The following is a 15,493-nucleotide window of genomic DNA, read 5'->3' on the forward strand; positions in this document are numbered from 1 at the left end:
GATGAAGACCAACCACCGGAGTCCTGCCCTGATCGTGCGCGCCCTGCTTCCCCATGCGATGTCCTGCAGCGTGATCGCCCTGCTGCTGGCCACTCCCCCGGTGCTGGCCCAGCAGAGCGTGCCGGTACCGGCCAACGATGTGCGCTGCGAGGGTGATACCTGCCGCAGCAATGACGGTGAGCTGCTGCGGATCGGTGATGACGCCGACGCGCCGCTGCTGCCCCTGCCAGGCCACAGTGATCCATCGGCCACCGGCAGCGTGCCGCTGGCACCGGCGGTCACCCCCGACGTGTCCGCGCGTGGCGGCCAGTTCATGGCCGAGCTGCCCAACGGCGGCGTGGTCTGGGCCACCGAAGATCCCAGCATGGTGCCGCCCAGCCTGAGCGTGCAGGCCGCGGCCACCGTGCCGTTCGAGAACGGCCGGGTGATCCGCCCGCTGCGCTTCCACAGCTACAACAACTACGCCTCCTTCATCGACAAGCTGGAAGTCACCCTGTACCGCGGCACCGACACCGACCTGGTGACCCCGCTGGCACGCATCGAGCTGCCGTCCGACTACGTGGGCGATGCCGAATGGGATGGCAGCGTGCCGGAGCAGTTCAAGCTGCGCACCGGCGATGAACTGATCTACGTGGCGCGTGCGTACGGCGCCGGCGGTGCGTTCGATGAAACGCAGATCCAGCGCATCCAGCTGGTGACCCCGGCCGACTTCGACCGTGGCCTGCAGGTGACCCGCGACAACGTGCAGAAGACCCTGGGCCAGGCGCTGGACGGGGCCAACGCGCAGGACCTGCAGGTCAGCAACAGCATCTACGGGCAGAGCATGCTGCGCCTGCAGAACATTCCCATCCACGGCTCGCGCGTGCGCCTGTACGGCCGCAACCTGGAACCGAACAGCCGCGTGCGCATCAACGGCCAGGATTTCCCGGTCGACCTGGAACAGAAGTTCGCCGCCGAGTTCCTCGAGCCGGTCGGCCAGCACCGCTATGACGTGCGGGTGGAATCGCGCGATGCACCGTCCGCGCAGCGCCAGCTGGACGTGGACGTGACCGGCCGCTACCTGTTCCTGGTCGCCATCGCCGATGTCACCCTGTCCAGGAACAGTGCCAGTGGCAACGTGCAGCCGCTGGCTGCCGATGACCGCGACACCGATGGCTTCCTCAGCGAAGGCCGGCTGGCGTTCTACCTGAAGGGCAAGATGCGCGGCAAATACCTGGTGACCGCGCAGGCCGACACCCAGGACCGCGAGCTCAAGTACCTGTTCCGTGATTTCAGCCGTGCCGATGCGCAGGACGTGTTCCGCCGCCTCGACCCGGACCTGTACTACCCGGTGTACGGCGACGATTCCACCACTTACCGCGATGTGGATACCCAGGGCCGTCTGTACCTGCGCGTGGACTGGGACCAGAGCCAGGCCCTGTGGGGCAACTTCGCCACCGGCATCACCGGCACCGAATACGGCCAGTACGTGCGTTCGCTGTACGGCGGCGCGTTGAACTGGCGCTCGCTGTCGGCCACGCCGCTGGGTGAAGCGCGTTCACAGCTGAAGGTGTTCGGTTCGGAGGCGCAGTCGGCGCCGGGCCACAGCGAATTCCTCGGCACCGGCGGCAGCCTGTACTACCTGCGCCATACCGACCTGCTGCCGGGCTCGGAACAGGTGGTGTTGGAAGTGCGCGACCGCACCACCGGCCGCACCGAAACCCGCGCCACCCTGCAGGAAGGCGTGGACTACGAGATCGACGACCTGCAGGGCCGGCTGATCCTGACCCGGCCGCTGGCGCAGCTGACCCGCGAGAACGTGCGCAGCATCACCCGCGACATGCCGCTGGACGGCTACGACCAGCTGCTGCTGGTGGACTACGAATACGTGCCGCTGGGCTTCAGCAGCAACGACGTGACCTACGGTGCGCGCGGCCGCCAGTGGATTGGTGACCACGTGGCGGTGGGCGGCACCTGGGTGGAAGAAAACCGCAGCGGCGAGAACTACAGCCTGAAGGGCGCCGACCTGACCCTGCAGGCCGGCCGCGGCACCTACCTGAAGATGGAACAGACCCGCACCGATGCCACCGCAGCGCCGGTGTTCTATTCGGACAACGGCGGCCTCAGCTTCATCCGCCGCAATCCGTATGAAGGCCGCCGTTCGGGCAAGGCCTCGGCGGTGGAAGCGCGCGCCAACCTGCGCGAGCTCGGCTGGACCACCCAGGACTGGAGCCTGGGCGCGTGGTGGCGCGACGTCGATGCCGGCTTCTCGGTGGCACGCCAGGACACCGGCCTGCCGATCCAGGAATATGGCGCCGAGTTCCTCGGCTACCTCACCGATGATTTCAGCCTGTACGGCCGCCACACCCGCACCGAGCAGGGCGAACTGGCGCTGGAGCAGAGCCAGCTGACCGCCGAATGGCGGCTGGGCAACGACGGCCAGCTGACCGGCGAACTGCGCCGGGTGCGCGAGGAGCAGGAGCTGCAGGATGTCTCCGCGCTGCTGGCGGCGATCGGTTACCGCCAGCGCTTCGGCTCCTCGTGGGAGCTGTACGGCACCGGCCAGGTGACCCTGGACGATGACGGCGGTGCCTACGAGAAGAACGACCTGCTGACCCTGGGCGCGCGCTACCTGTTCGGCGACCGCAGCAGCGTGGGTGCCGAACTGAGTGGCGGCAGCCGCGGCCACGGCGGCAAGGTCGATGCCGAGTACCGCATGGCGCCCGACCACAGCCTCTACGGCAGCTACAGCTACAGCACCGACCGCACCGGCACCGATCCGCTGTTCGACAGCGGCCTGCAGAGCGGCTGGACGGTCGGCCAGCGCTGGCGCCTGAGCAACCAGGTGAACGTCTACAACGAGAGCCAGTACCTGAAGGACCGCCGCCAGGACAGCGCGGGACTGGTGCACACCTTCGGCATGGACTTCTACCCGGCCCAGGGCTGGAACCTGGGCTTCACCCTGATGGATGGCGAGCTGGAATCCACCGTGGGCCGCATCAACCGCCGTGCGTACAGCGTCAGCGGCGGCCGCACCGATGCGGTGGCGCAGTGGAGCAGCAAGCTGGAGTACCGCCGCGACAGCGGTGCCGAGCAGCGCGAACAGTGGGTGACCACCAACCGCCTGCTGTACAAGCTCAACGAAGACTGGCGCTTCGCCCTGCGCGCGAACTACGCCGACACCCAGGACCGGATCAACCCGGTGGCCGATGCCAAGCTGGTGGAAACCAATGTCGGCTTCGCCTGGCGCCCGCACGACAACACGCGCTGGGCCGGCTTCGGCAAGTTCACCTATCTCTATGACGTGGCGTCGCTGGGCCAGGAGGGCGGCAATCTGTACGACCAGCGCTCGCAGGTGCTGTCGCTGGAGGGCATCCGCCAGATCGGCGAGCGCTGGGAAATGGCCGCCAAGCTGGCTTCGCGCTGGGGCGACTACCGCACCGGCCGCGGCGAGGGCGCCTGGCTGGACAGCCGCGCTGACTTCGCCGCCCTGCAGCTGCGCTACCGCCTGTTCGCGGAGTGGGAAGGGCTGGCCGAGCACCGTTGGCTGAAGGTGCGCGATGGCGGCGTCCGCAAAGGCTGGCTGCTGGGCGTGGACCGGCGGGTGGGCGAGAACTTCAAGGTCGGCGTGGGCTACAACTTCACCGAGTTCAGCGACGATATGACCGAGCTGAAGTACGACCAGAAGGGCTTCTTCCTGAACATGGCCGGGTACTATTGAGGCCGCCCGAGGGCGGTCCTGCGGCCCTGGGCTGAACGACCGGCAACATCGCCGGGCTGAATGGGGTGGCGCCGTGGGATTTTGCGGCCCAAAACGACCATTCATGCACCTGGTTCGCTACAAGTTATTGATTTTAAAAGTATTCGACCATGGTCGAGCCTGCTCGCCATTGTCATCAATTCGCGATAGGGTAGGGATGTTGAATCGCCCAGTGTTCTGTTCACGGAACACTGGAACTTCCTCCCGCTTTAGCAGTCCAAAAGCCGGACTGCTAAGATGAGCCCTATGAGCCAGAACACCTCTACTGCCCTTGTGGCAAACAATCTCCCGATTCCCAGTGCGCTCGGTTCGCTGGACGCCTACATCGGTGCCGTGCACCAGATTCCGGTGCTGTCGGTCGATGACGAACAGGACCTGGCCCGTCGTTTCCGCGACGGTGACGATCTGGACGCCGCACGTGAGCTGGTGCATTCGCACCTGCGCTTCGTGGTGCACGTGGCCCGCGGTTACAACGGCTACGGCCTTGCGCTGGGCGACCTGATCCAGGAAGGCAACATCGGCCTGATGAAGGCGGTCAAGCGCTTCGACCCCGACATGGGCGTGCGCCTGGTGTCCTTCGCCGTGCATTGGATCCGTGCCGAAATGCACGAGTTCATCCTCAAGAACTGGCGCATCGTCAAGGTCGCCACGACCAAGGCGCAGCGCAAGCTGTTCTTCAACCTGCGCAAGTCGAAGACGCGCCTGGGCTGGATGAACGCGGCCGAAGTCAGCGCCGTCGCCAAGGACCTGAACGTGTCCGAGCGCGAGGTCATGGAAATGGAATCGCGCCTGTCCGGCCGCGATATCGGTTTCGATGCGCCGACCGACGAAGACAACGATCATGCGCCGCCGTCGCCGGCTGCGTTCCTGGTGTCCAACGACGAAGATCCGTCGATGGCCTACGAGCGCGAGGACAGCGAAGACAACCAGATGCAGCTGCTGCGCGAAGGCCTGGCCGAGCTGGATGCACGCTCGCGCGACATCATCCGCCGCCGCTGGCTGGATGCCGACAGCAAGGTGACGCTGCAGGAACTGGCCGATGAGTACGGCGTGTCCGCCGAGCGCATCCGCCAGGTCGAGGCGAACGCGCTGAAGAAGATGAAGGCGCTGTTCACCGCGTAAGCGGGAAGACGTTGGAATGAAGAAGGGCCCGGCAATGCCGGGCCTTTTTTGTTTGTGGGGCGCGCGCATCCACGCATGGCGTGGATCTACCCCGGCGGTACGGCATCCGTGGACTCACACCAGACGTGGCGATACGGCGTCCAGTAGAGCCACGCCACGCGTGGCTGCTCTGCGACCGTGCCGTGACGCGATCGGCTTCAGAAGCGCGACTGGATTGCCTCGATCAGATCGCCGATCGACAGCGACGGGCATTGCCTGAAGTCCACGGAATCGAATGTCGCAAGACGTGCCATGACCTGCAGTTCATCGCGCAGTGCGGAGTACTGGATGGCTGTGGCGGGGGTGGCAACGCGCGTGTAGCCATGGCCGGTCCAGTCGTAGACGTGGACGCCGCGCGAGGCCATCGCCAGATAGTCGTCAGGCCGGGGAAGCGTCACGTGCATCACGGCGTCCCCAACCACGGGAAGGTCCATCAGCATCGTTTCAACCTGGAGGATGTCGACGGCGGCGTCTGCCAGAAGCACGGTCGGGATCTCGCCTTTGCCCGCAGTGACGAAGGCGGCAACCGCACCCGTGCGGTCCACGCCCAGCCAGGTGCAATCGATGTCTTCGGGATAGTCCTGCAGATGCGGCATGTCGCCAACTCCTGATGCCGGGGCTTCATCCACGCATGGCGTGGATCTACCCCGGCGGTACGGCATCCGTGGAGCCACGCCAGGCGTGGGTCCACCGCACCCAGTAGAGCCACGCCAGGCGTGGCTGCCCTGATATCGCGCGGACCTCAGCCCTCGCGTGCGATCGCGCGCCAGCCGATGTCGGTGCGGTGGAACTCGTTGGCCCAGGTCACCTTGGCCACGCCGGCATAGGCATTGGCCTGCGCGTCGCGCACGCTGTCGCCCAGCGCGGCCACGCACAGCACGCGGCCGCCGGCGCTGAGCACCTGGCCCTGTGCATCCAGCGTGGTGCCGGCATGGAACACCTTGGCATTGGCGGGCACGTCGTCCAGGCCGGAGATCACGTCACCGGTGATCGGCGCTTCCGGGTAAGGCTTTGCGGCCAGCACCACGCCCAGCGACGGACGTGGATCCCACTGCGCGTCCACCTGGTCCAGGCGGCCATCGATGGCCGCTTCCACCAGGTCCACCAGGTCCGACTGCAGGCGCAGCATCACCGGCTGGGTTTCCGGATCGCCGAAGCGCACGTTGAACTCGATCACCTTCGGCGCGCCGCTGGCATCGATCATCAGGCCGGCATAGAGGAAGCCGGTGAACGGGATGCCGTCGGCGATCATGCCCTGCACGGTCGGGTTCACGACTTCGCGCATCACCCGCGCATGCACCTCGGGCGTCACCACCGGCGCGGGCGAGTAGGCGCCCATGCCACCGGTGTTCGGGCCGGTGTCGCCATCGCCGACGCGCTTGTGGTCCTGCGAGGTGGCCATCGGCAGCGCGTGCACGCCGTCGACCATCGAAATGAAGCTGGCTTCCTCGCCATCAAGGAACTCCTCGATGACCACGCGCGCGCCGGCATCGCCGAAGGCGTTGCCCGAGAGCATGTCACGCACCGCGTCCTCGGCCTCGGCCTGGGTCATCGCCACGATCACGCCCTTGCCGGCAGCCAGGCCATCGGCCTTGACCACGATCGGGGCACCCTTCTCGCGGATGTAGGCCAGCGCCGCGTCCACCTCGGTGTGCACGGCGTAGAACGCGGTGGGGATGTTGTGGCGGGCCAGGAAATCCTTGGCGTAGGCCTTGCTGCCTTCCAGCTGCGCGGCGGCGGCGGTCGGCCCGAAGATGCGCAGCCCGGCGGCGCGGAAGCGGTCGACCACGCCGGCCACCAGCGGCACTTCCGGGCCGACCACGGTCAGCGCCACGCCTTCGGACTGGGCCAGCGCGAGCAGGCCGTCGATGTCGGTCACCTTCACCGCCACGTTGCGGCACTTGTCTTCGTTGGCGGTGCCGGCATTGCCGGGCGCCACGATCACTTCGGTGACACGGGAGGACTGGGCCAGCTTCCATGCCAGGGCGTGTTCGCGGCCGCCAGAGCCGATGACAAGTACGTTCATCACGAGATTCCAGATTGCGTGGGAAGGGAGGGGCGATGTCCCCGGCGGCGCGCGTGGTTCACTCGCAGCCCTCGCGTTGCAGCGCGTCGGGGAAGGAATAGGTCCAGGACTTCGGGTCCAGGGTGAAGCGGTGCGTGCGGCGCACGTTGTTGCCGCCACAGCTGCTGCCGGTTTCCTCGATCAGCAGCGGCCAGATGCGCGCGCTGCGGTTGCTGTCGTCCATGCGCAGTGCGAAGTCGAAGTCGAACATGCGGGTGCGGCAGTCTTCGGCCTGTTCGGCGTCGTCGCAGTCGTAGGCGGCGGTGTTGTCGATGTGGCTGCGCACGCTGCCGGCATCCACCAGACCATTCGGGCCGGGCAGGATGAAGCTCTGCGTCTGCAGCGAATAGCCCTGGCCGTACCAGCCGCTGACGTTGCGGAAGCCGTAGAAATCGCTGCCGAAACGCAGGATCTCGACGCTGCCCGGGCGGCCGCTGCTGCCATAGGTGCCGCCGGTCAGCTCGCCCGCTACCTCGAAGCCATCGCCAGACGGGCGCAGCACGTAGTAGTCGATGGTGCCCGGATCGGCATGGCCGGCGTCGACCACTTCGCCGCACACCGCCAGCAGCTGCTGCCAGCTGTCACCGCTGACCACCGGCTGTTCGGCGCAGACCGCCCAGTCGACCGGGCGGGTGTCGCCGTCCTGAGTCCAGTTGCCGCGCCAGCCGTCGGACAGCTGCGCGTCCTTGCCGTATCGCGCGGTCAGGAAGGCCTGCAGGCGCGCGGTGCGGCTGACATGCCCGGCCGCTGCGGTGCTGGCCGCGGCCGGTGCCTCTGCCTCTGCCGGGGGGGCGGGTGCCGGCTCGGCGGCCGGCTTGCAGCCGGCCAGCAGGGCCGCGCCCATCAGGGCGGGCAGAACCAGGGGCTTGATCGAGACTGCGGACATCCGTGTCGCTCCAGGATCAGTGGCGGAAGTGGCGAACGCCGGTGAACACCATGGCCAGGCCATGTTCGTCGGCGGCGGCGATCACTTCGGCATCGCGCATCGAACCGCCCGGCTGGATGACGGCCTTGATGCCGGCGGCCGCTGCGGCGTCGATGCCATCGCGGAACGGGAAGAACGCATCGGAGGCCATCACCGAACCTTCCACTACCAGGTTCGCGTCGGCCGCCTTGATGCCGGCGATGCGCGCGGAGTAGACGCGGCTCATCTGGCCGGCGCCGACGCCGATCGTGCGGTTGTCCTTGGCGTAGACGATCGCGTTGGACTTCACGAACTTGGCCACGTTCCAGGCGAACAGCAGGTCGGTGAACTGCTTGTCGGTCGGCGCGACCTTGCTGACCACCTTCAGTTCGTCACGGGTCATGCCGCGGTTGTCCGAGGACTGCAGCAGCAGGCCCGAGCCCACGCGCTTGCTGTCGAAGTTGTTCAGGCCATCACCGTGCGGGATGCGCAGCACGCGCACGTTGGCCTTCTTCTGCGCGTATTCCAGCGCGGCCGGCTCGTAGTCCGGGGCGATCAGCACTTCGACGAACTGGCGGTCGAGGATGACCTTCGCGGTAGCGGCGTCCAGCGGCTTGTTGAAGGCGATGATGCCGCCGAAGGCGCTGGTCGGGTCGGTGGCGTAGGCCAGCTCGTAGGCATCGCCGTTGCCGGCACCGACGGCCACGCCGCACGGGTTGGCGTGCTTGACGATGACGCAGGCCGGCGCATCGAACTGGCGCACGCATTCCCACGCCGCATCGGCATCGGCCAGGTTGTTGTAGCTCAGTTCCTTGCCCTGCAGCTGCTGGAACGTGGCCAGTGTGCCCGGCACCGGGTACAGGTCGCGGTAGAACGCGCCGCTCTGGTGCGGGTTCTCGCCGTAGCGCAGGTCCATCACCTTCACGAAGGTGGAATTCATCTGCGCCGGGTACTCGGCACGCGCCGGCACGGCGGCATCGGTGGCGGTGACCGCCGACAGGTAGTTGCTGATGGCCGCGTCGTACTGGGCGACGCGGTTGAACGCCGCCACCGAGAACGCGAAGCGGGTGCTGGCCGACAGCTGGCCGTTGTTGGCCTCCAGCGAGGCCAGCAGTTCGGCGTACTGCGACGGTTCGGTGGCCACCGCCACGCGGGCGAAGTTCTTGGCTGCCGAGCGCAGCATCGCCGGGCCGCCGATGTCGATGTTCTCCACCGCGTCGGCCAGGGTGCAGTCGGCCTTGGCGGTGACCGCCTCGAACGGGTACAGGTTCAGCACCAGCAGGTCGATGGCACCGATGCCGTGCTCGGCCATCACCGCATCATCCAGGCCTGAACGGCCGAGCAGGCCGCCGTGCACCATCGGGTGCAGGGTCTTGACCCGGCCGTCCATCATTTCCGGGAAACCGGTGACGTCGGCCACGTCCTTTACGGCCAGGCCCATGTCGCGAATGGCCTTGGCGGTACCGCCCGTGGACAGCAGCTCGACGCCGCGGGCAGCCAGCGCGGTGGCCAGCTCGGCCAGGCCGGTCTTGTCGGAAACGGAAAGGAGGGCCCGACGGACGGGCAACAGATCAGCAGTCATGGGGACAGGGCAATCGGCAGCGGAGCGGGGCCGATATTGTAGTTCGTGGGGGGCGGTGGCGGGCGCTGCCGGCGCGCTTTGCTGGCCCCGGCAGGGGAAAACGGCCTGCATCGGCATGCCGGGCTGAACACGCCATGGGGTAGGCTATGCCGGAACTGCCAGGGATCAGCGGGTTCAGATCGTGTCGATCTATGCTTTGAAAGGACGTTTCCAGGACCTCTTGCGTCCGGCCGTGCGCGGGCTCTACCGCCTCGGCATCACCGCCAACACGGTGACCGTGGCTGCCGCCGTGGTCTCGCTGCTGGTGGCCGCCGCCGTAGGGTGCTGCGCGCCCACGCAGCCGCTGCTGTACCTGCTGCTGCCGCTGTGGATGCTGCTGCGCATGGCCCTCAACGCCGTGGACGGCATGCTGGCCCGCGAGTTCGGCCAGCAGTCGAAGCTGGGTGCCTACCTGAACGAGTTGTGCGATGTGATCGCCGACGCCGCGCTGTACCTGGCCCTGCTCAGCGTGCCGGACGTGCGGCCGGAGGCGCTGTGGCTGCTGGCCTGGACCGCGGCGCTGAGCGAATACGCCGGCGTACTGGGGCTGATGGTCGGTGCCAGCCGCCGCTACGACGGCCCGATGGGCAAGAGCGACCGCGCCTTCGTGATCGGGGCGCTGGGCCTGCTGCTGGCGTTCGGGTGGGTTGGCGCGATGACGGTCACTGGCGTGGCTGCGGCCATGGCCGCACTGTGCGTGCTGACGATGATCAACCGCGTCGGCCGCGGGCTGCAGGAAGCGGCGCTTCCGCCGCAGTAATCAAGTACATACCAAAAGACAATCTGGACATTGCATGCGTCAGGCGCAGGAACGGGAATTCCACAGCTTCGATCAGGTACCGCTGTTCTACCGGTACTGGGCGAGCACCACCACCACCACGCCGGCCAAGGCCATCGTGCTGCTGCATCGCGGCCACGAACATTCCGGCCGGGTCACCCACCTGGTCGATGAGCTGGACCTGCCCGATACCGCGTTCTTCGCCTGGGATGCGCGCGGCAACGGTCGTTCGCCGGGCGCGCGCGGCGATGCGCCGGGCTTCCCGGCGCTGGTGCGCGACCTGGACAGCTTCATCGCCCACATCGGTGCCGAGCACGGCATCGCGGTGGAGGACATCGTGGTGATCGCGCAGAGCGTGGGCGCCGTGGTTGCCGCCACCTGGGTGCACGATTACGCACCGCGCCTGCGCGCACTGGTGATGGCTTCGCCGGCGTTCAAGGTGAAGCTGTACGTGCCGTTCGCGCGCGCCGGCCTGACCCTGATGCAGAAGCTGCGCGGCAACTTCTTCGTCAACAGCTACGTCAAGCCGCAGTGGCTGACCCACGATCCGGCGCGGGTGGAAAGCTATCGCACCGATCCGCTGATCACCCGACCGATTTCGGTGCGCGTGCTGCTGGGCCTGTACGAAGCGGCCGACCGCATCGTTGCCGACGCGCAGGCGATCAGCGTGCCGGTGCAGCTGCTGGTATCCGGTTCGGATTTCGTCGTGCACCGTGGCCCGCAGGACCGCTTCTACGAGCGCCTGTCCAGCCCGATCAAGGAACGCGTGCACCTGCCGGGCTTCTTCCACGACACCCTCGGCGAACGTGACCGCGCACCGGCGCTGGCGCGCATCCGCAGCTTCATCCAGGCGCGCTTCGCCGAGCCGCTGCGCGAACTGTCGCGGCGCGATGCGCACCGCCACGGGCCGACCTTCGAAGAGTCGGAAATCCTGGCCTGGCCGCCGGAGCGCAACAGCCTGGCCGACCTGCGCTGGCGCGTGGTGCGTGGCGGCTTGCGCGTTGGCGGCACGCTCTCTGAAGGCATCGCGCTGGGCCTGCAGACCGGTTTCGATTCGGGCAGCACGCTGGACTACATCTACCGCGACGAAGCGCGCGGCAAGGGCCCGCTGGGCCGCATGGTCGACCGCAACTATCTCGATGCGATCGGCTGGCGCGGCATCCGCATCCGTGGCCAGCACCTGCAGGAACTGCTGCGCGACGCCGCCCAGCGCCTGCGCGGGCAGGGCACGCCGGTGCGCGTGCTGGACGTGGCCGCCGGCCACGGCCGCTACGTGCTGGAAGCACTGGGCCAGGGCGAACAGCGCGCCGAGCGCATCGTGCTGCGTGATTTCAGCGATCTGAACGTGACCCAAGGCCAGGCGTTGATCGAGCGTCTCGGCGCGTCCGACATCGCCCGCTTCGAGCAGGGTGATGCGTTCGATCCGGTGCAGCTGGCGCAGGTCGACCCGGCGCCGACGCTGGCGGTGGTGTCGGGCCTGTACGAACTGTTCCCCGACAACGATGCGGTGCTGCGCTCGCTGCAGGGCATCGCCGCGACCGTGCCGGTGGGCGGCTACCTGGCCTATACCGGCCAGCCCTGGCATCCCCAGCTGGAATTCATCGCCCGCGCGCTGACCAGCCACCGCGGTGGTGCGGCGTGGGTGATGCGCCGGCGTACCCAGCAGGAAATGGATGAGCTGGTGCGCCTGGCCGGTTTCGAGAAGGTGGCCCAGCGCATCGACGAGTTCGGCATCTTCACCGTGTCGCTGGCGCGCCGGACCGCCTGATGGCGACGCTGGCTGCCACCCCGCTGGCCGCGGCAGGGCGCCCCTGGCGGCGCGCCCTGCTGTGGCTGGTGCTGCTGGGTCCGTTCTTCTTCGCCAGCTATGGCTTCGCCAACTGGATGGCCGGGCGCCACGCCGTGCTGCCGGTGATGGCATTCGCCTGGGAATCGCGCATTCCGTTCGTGCCGTGGACGATCGTGCCGTACTGGTCGATCGATCTGTTCTACGCGATCTCGTTCTTCCTGTGCCGGCAGCGCCTCGAGCTGGACCGGCACGCGCTGCGGCTGTTCAGTGCGCAGCTGATCGCGGTGGCCTGCTTCCTGCTGTGGCCGCTGCGCTTCAGCTTTGAACGTCCGGAGATCGGCGGCGTGTTCGGCTGGCTGTTCGATGTGCTGCTGGGTTTCGACAAGCCGTTCAACCAGGCGCCGTCGCTGCACATCGTGCTGCTGATCGTGCTGTGGGTGAAGTACGCGCAGTACCTGCAGGGCGCGTGGCGCTGGCTGCTGCATGGCTGGGCGCTGCTGATCGGCGTTTCGGTGCTGACCACCTTCCAGCACCACTTCATCGATGTGCCCACCGGGCTGCTGGCCGGCTGGCTGTGCGTGTGGCTGTGGCCGGAGCAGGGCACGCCGCCGCTGCGGGCGTGGCGCACGGCGCGTGATCCAAAGCGCTGGCGCCTGGCCTCGTTCTATCTGCTGGGCGCCGCGGTGCTGCTGGTGCCGGTGGTGCTGATTGGGGGCGCGGCGCTGTGGCTGCTGTGGCCGGTGGTGTCGCTGCTGCTGGTGGCGCTGGCCTATGCCGGGCTGGGCACGGCGGTGTTCCAGAAGCGTGCCGATGGGCGACTGACCATGGCCGCGCGCTGGCTGCTGGCGCCGTACCTGGCCGCGGCCTGGATCAATTCGCGGTTGTGGACGCGTAGTGCGCCGCAGCCGGTGGAAGTGGCCGGTGGCGTGTGGCTGGGCCGCATTCCCTGCGCCGCGCTGCCAGTGCCGTTGCGCGGCGTGGTCGATGCCTGCGCCGAGCTGTCCTGCACGGCGCCGGGCGCAGCCTATGCCAGCGTGCCGATGCTGGATCTGGTGGTGCCCACGCCGGCGCAGCTGGCCGAGGCCGCCGATGCCATCGAAGCCCTGCGTGCGCAGGGGCCGCTGCTGGTGTGCTGCGCGCTGGGCTACTCGCGCAGTGCGGCCAGCGTCGCCACCTGGCTGCTGCGTACCGGCCGGGTGTGCAGCGCCGCCGAGGCGGTGGCGCGGGTGCGTGCCGCACGGCCGTCCATCGTCCTGCATGACGTTCACCTACAGGCCATCGCGGCCGCCGCCACACGGGAGAGCAACGCATGAGTACCGCTGCCGATCTGCCGATGATGCACCTGCTGCTGCGCCAGGGCCGGCTGCCTGCCGCGCTGTCACTGGGCCTGCTGCTGGTGGCGCTGTTGCTGCTGGGCATCGAGCCCGGTCTGGCGATGTTCGCCGCCGGCCTGCTGCTGCTGAGCGTGGCCGTGGGCGTGGTGCAGGCGTACTACGCCGTGCGCGTGCAGCTGGATGCCAGCCTGCTGCAGCTGCTGCTGCGCGAACACCTGCAGGGCGATGCCGCGGCCGAGCGCGTGGACGCGGCCCTGCACACCGCCGGCCTGCGTCGCCGCGATGCGCAGGCGCCGGTGCGCGGCTGGGACGTACGCTGGATCGGCATGCGCCGCCTGCTGGTGCGCCAGTACGTGGCCACGCTGCTGCAGTTTTCGGTGCTGCTGCTGGCCGTGCTGTGGCCGCAGACCTGAGCGGAGATAACGATGTTTGCTGAGCTGATCGCCCGCGCCTGCAGTGGCGCGATCCATGTGGTGACCGGTGCGCGCGCGCTGTGGATCGGCTGTGCGCCGTCCAGCGAACACCGCGTGTACTACGGCAACCACGCCAGCCATGGCGATTTCGTGCTGATCTGGTCGTCGATGCCGCCGGCACTGCGTCGCCAGGTGCGGCCCGTCGCCGCCGCCGAATACTGGCAGGGCGATGCGCTGCGCCGTTACCTGATCGATGCGGTGTTCAACGGCGTGCTGGTCGAGCGCGACGCCGCGCGGCGCCAGCAGGATCCGCTGCAGGGGCTGCGCGATGCGGTGGACGAAGGATGTTCGCTGATCCTGTTCCCGGAAGGCACGCGCAACATCGGCGATGAACCGCTGCTGCCGTTCAAGAGTGGCATCTATCATCTGGCGCGGCAGCGCCCGGAACTGGAGTTCGTACCGGTGTGGATCGACAACCTGAAGCGGGTGATGCCCAAGGGGCGTTTCCTGCCACTGCCGCTGCTGTGCACGGCGACCTTCGGCACGCCGCTGCGGCTGCAGGCCGATGAGGACAAGGCCGCGTTCCTCGCGCGCAGCCGCCAGGCGCTGCTCGACCTGGCACCGAACGGAGGCCGCGCATGAGCTTCCTGCTGGATGTATCCGGCGACCTGGCCACGCAGAGCGTTGGCCAGCAGACCGGCCTGCTGTTTGCCGGTGTCGGCGCGGTGCTGGTGCTGGCCACGCTGGTATCGGAGACGCTGCGCTGGCGCCAGCGCGAGAACCCCAGCGCGGTCATCGCCAACCTGGTCTCGCGCATCCGCGCGTGGTGGGTGATGGCGATTGTCGTCGGCGGTGCGCTGCTGTTCGGCCGCGCCGGGGTGATCGTGCTGTTCGCGATCATCTCGCTGTTCGCGCTGCGCGAATTCATCACCCTGGCGCCCACGCGCTCGGGTGATTACTACGCGCTGCTGGCCGCGTTCTACATCGTGCTGCCGTGGCAGTACTACCTGGTGTGGATCGACTGGTACGGCATGTACACCCTGCTGATTCCGGTCTATGCGTTCCTGTTCCTGCCGATCCTGTCGACCATCGGCGGCGACACCACCCACTACCTGGAACGCACGGCCAAGGTGCAGTGGGGGCTGATGATCTGCGTGTTCTGCATTTCGCACGTGCCGCTGCTGCTGAACCTGCACGTGCCCGGCCACGATCCCTCACGCAACGTGCTGCTGTTCGCCTTCCTGGTGATCGTGGTGCAGTCCTCGGACGTGCTGCAGTACATCTGGGGCAAGCTGCTGGGCAAGCGCCTGATCGCCCCGAAGCTGTCGCCGTCGAAGACGGTGGAAGGCTTCGTCGGCGGCGTGCTCAGTGCCAGCGCGCTGGGTGCGGCGCTGTGGTGGATCACCCCGTTCACACCGCTGCAGGCGTTCGGCCTGTCGCTGTTGATCAACCTGATGGGATTCTGGGGTGGCCTGGTGATGTCGGCGATCAAGCGCGACCGCGGCATCAAGGACTGGGGCCACATGATCGAGGGCCATGGCGGCATGCTCGACCGGCTGGATTCAGTGTGCTTCGCCGCGCCGGTGTTCTTCCATGTGGTGCGGTATTACTGGAAGGCCGGCGGCGCGGGGTGATTCCGCCGGGCGTTCATCCACGCATGGCGTGGATCTACTGGCGGGCGATGACGAT

Annotated in this window: 12 protein-coding genes; 8 read left to right on the top strand and 4 right to left on the bottom strand. The window is 67.8% G+C overall.

Annotation, left to right across the window (positions count from 1 at the left end; translation table 11 throughout):
* Window position 1: 1 nt before the first annotated feature.
* Entirely contained in the window at window positions 2–3,700 is a 3,699-nt protein-coding gene (locus IAE56_RS03965) for a TonB-dependent receptor (RefSeq protein WP_234455868.1), read from the top strand.
* 285 nt (window positions 3,701–3,985) lie between these two features.
* Window positions 3,986–4,861 carry an RNA polymerase sigma factor RpoH gene (rpoH, locus tag IAE56_RS03970; protein WP_079223786.1) on the top strand — a complete coding sequence of 292 codons (876 nt, stop codon included), beginning with the start codon at window positions 3,986–3,988 and terminating at the stop codon, window positions 4,859–4,861.
* A gap of 197 nt (window positions 4,862–5,058) precedes the next feature.
* Here rpoH and IAE56_RS03975 read toward each other — a convergent pair whose 3' ends face one another.
* The 4 genes from IAE56_RS03975 to purH all read right to left on the bottom strand — a co-directional run bounded on the left by IAE56_RS03975 (window position 5,059) and on the right by purH (window position 9,451).
* Window positions 5,059–5,496, bottom strand: a complete 438-nt coding sequence (locus tag IAE56_RS03975; RefSeq protein WP_200751553.1) for a hypothetical protein — start codon at window positions 5,494–5,496, stop codon at window positions 5,059–5,061.
* Between the two features lie 146 nt (window positions 5,497–5,642).
* Window positions 5,643–6,926: a phosphoribosylamine--glycine ligase gene (gene purD, locus IAE56_RS03980; protein ID WP_200751554.1), complete on the bottom strand. Its 1,284-nt coding sequence runs from the start codon at window positions 6,924–6,926 to the stop codon at window positions 5,643–5,645.
* A 58-nt stretch (window positions 6,927–6,984) separates the two neighbouring features.
* Window positions 6,985–7,851: a hypothetical protein gene (locus IAE56_RS03985; protein WP_200751555.1), complete on the bottom strand. Its 867-nt coding sequence runs from the start codon at window positions 7,849–7,851 to the stop codon at window positions 6,985–6,987.
* A gap of 16 nt (window positions 7,852–7,867) precedes the next feature.
* Window positions 7,868–9,451: a bifunctional phosphoribosylaminoimidazolecarboxamide formyltransferase/IMP cyclohydrolase gene (gene purH, locus IAE56_RS03990; protein ID WP_200751556.1), complete on the bottom strand. Its 1,584-nt coding sequence runs from the start codon at window positions 9,449–9,451 to the stop codon at window positions 7,868–7,870.
* A 181-nt stretch (window positions 9,452–9,632) separates the two neighbouring features.
* Between purH and IAE56_RS03995 the strand changes: the two genes are divergently transcribed.
* The 6 genes from IAE56_RS03995 to IAE56_RS04020 are packed head-to-tail and all read left to right on the top strand — an operon-like array spanning window position 9,633 to window position 15,438.
* The gene (locus tag IAE56_RS03995) at window positions 9,633–10,250 is read left to right on the top strand and encodes a CDP-alcohol phosphatidyltransferase family protein (protein ID WP_200751557.1); all 618 of its coding nucleotides are present in this window, start codon (window positions 9,633–9,635) and stop codon (window positions 10,248–10,250) included.
* A 34-nt stretch (window positions 10,251–10,284) separates the two neighbouring features.
* Window positions 10,285–12,036, top strand: a complete 1,752-nt coding sequence (locus tag IAE56_RS04000) for a bifunctional alpha/beta hydrolase/class I SAM-dependent methyltransferase (RefSeq protein ID WP_200751558.1) — start codon at window positions 10,285–10,287, stop codon at window positions 12,034–12,036.
* Window positions 12,036–13,370 (top strand): phosphatase PAP2/dual specificity phosphatase family protein, encoded by a 1,335-nt coding sequence (locus IAE56_RS04005; RefSeq protein WP_200751559.1) that lies wholly within the window; start codon window positions 12,036–12,038, stop codon window positions 13,368–13,370. The genes IAE56_RS04000 and IAE56_RS04005 overlap by 1 nt, the downstream gene beginning before the upstream one ends.
* A complete protein-coding gene (locus IAE56_RS04010; RefSeq protein ID WP_200751560.1) occupies window positions 13,367–13,804 on the top strand; it encodes a hypothetical protein in 438 nt (145 codons plus the stop codon). Before IAE56_RS04005 ends, IAE56_RS04010 begins: the two co-directional genes overlap by 4 nt.
* Window positions 13,805–13,816: 12 nt before the next feature.
* Window positions 13,817–14,446 carry a lysophospholipid acyltransferase family protein gene (locus tag IAE56_RS04015; protein WP_079223777.1) on the top strand — a complete coding sequence of 210 codons (630 nt, stop codon included), beginning with the start codon at window positions 13,817–13,819 and terminating at the stop codon, window positions 14,444–14,446.
* Window positions 14,443–15,438 carry a phosphatidate cytidylyltransferase gene (locus IAE56_RS04020; RefSeq protein WP_200751561.1) on the top strand — a complete coding sequence of 332 codons (996 nt, stop codon included), beginning with the start codon at window positions 14,443–14,445 and terminating at the stop codon, window positions 15,436–15,438. The genes IAE56_RS04015 and IAE56_RS04020 overlap by 4 nt, the downstream gene beginning before the upstream one ends.
* Window positions 15,439–15,493 lie beyond the last annotated feature (55 nt).

Origin of the sequence: Stenotrophomonas sp. S41 (genome assembly GCF_016624625.1) — a bacterium.
In the GTDB taxonomy this organism is placed as follows: domain Bacteria; phylum Pseudomonadota; class Gammaproteobacteria; order Xanthomonadales; family Xanthomonadaceae; genus Stenotrophomonas.

Coding starts and splice junctions, on each gene's coding strand:
- IAE56_RS03975 (WP_200751553.1), bottom strand. CDS start 5,496: ATGCCGCATCTGCAGGACTATCCCGAAGACATCGATTGCACCTGGCTG.
- IAE56_RS04020 (WP_200751561.1), top strand. CDS start 14,443: ATGAGCTTCCTGCTGGATGTATCCGGCGACCTGGCCACGCAGAGCGTT.
- IAE56_RS03985 (WP_200751555.1), bottom strand. CDS start 7,851: ATGTCCGCAGTCTCGATCAAGCCCCTGGTTCTGCCCGCCCTGATGGGC.
- IAE56_RS04010 (WP_200751560.1), top strand. CDS start 13,367: ATGAGTACCGCTGCCGATCTGCCGATGATGCACCTGCTGCTGCGCCAG.
- IAE56_RS04000 (WP_200751558.1), top strand. CDS start 10,285: ATGCGTCAGGCGCAGGAACGGGAATTCCACAGCTTCGATCAGGTACCG.
- purH (WP_200751556.1), bottom strand. CDS start 9,451: ATGACTGCTGATCTGTTGCCCGTCCGTCGGGCCCTCCTTTCCGTTTCC.
- purD (WP_200751554.1), bottom strand. CDS start 6,926: ATGAACGTACTTGTCATCGGCTCTGGCGGCCGCGAACACGCCCTGGCA.
- IAE56_RS03965 (WP_234455868.1), top strand. CDS start 2: ATGAAGACCAACCACCGGAGTCCTGCCCTGATCGTGCGCGCCCTGCTT.
- IAE56_RS04005 (WP_200751559.1), top strand. CDS start 12,036: ATGGCGACGCTGGCTGCCACCCCGCTGGCCGCGGCAGGGCGCCCCTGG.
- IAE56_RS04015 (WP_079223777.1), top strand. CDS start 13,817: ATGTTTGCTGAGCTGATCGCCCGCGCCTGCAGTGGCGCGATCCATGTG.
- rpoH (WP_079223786.1), top strand. CDS start 3,986: ATGAGCCAGAACACCTCTACTGCCCTTGTGGCAAACAATCTCCCGATT.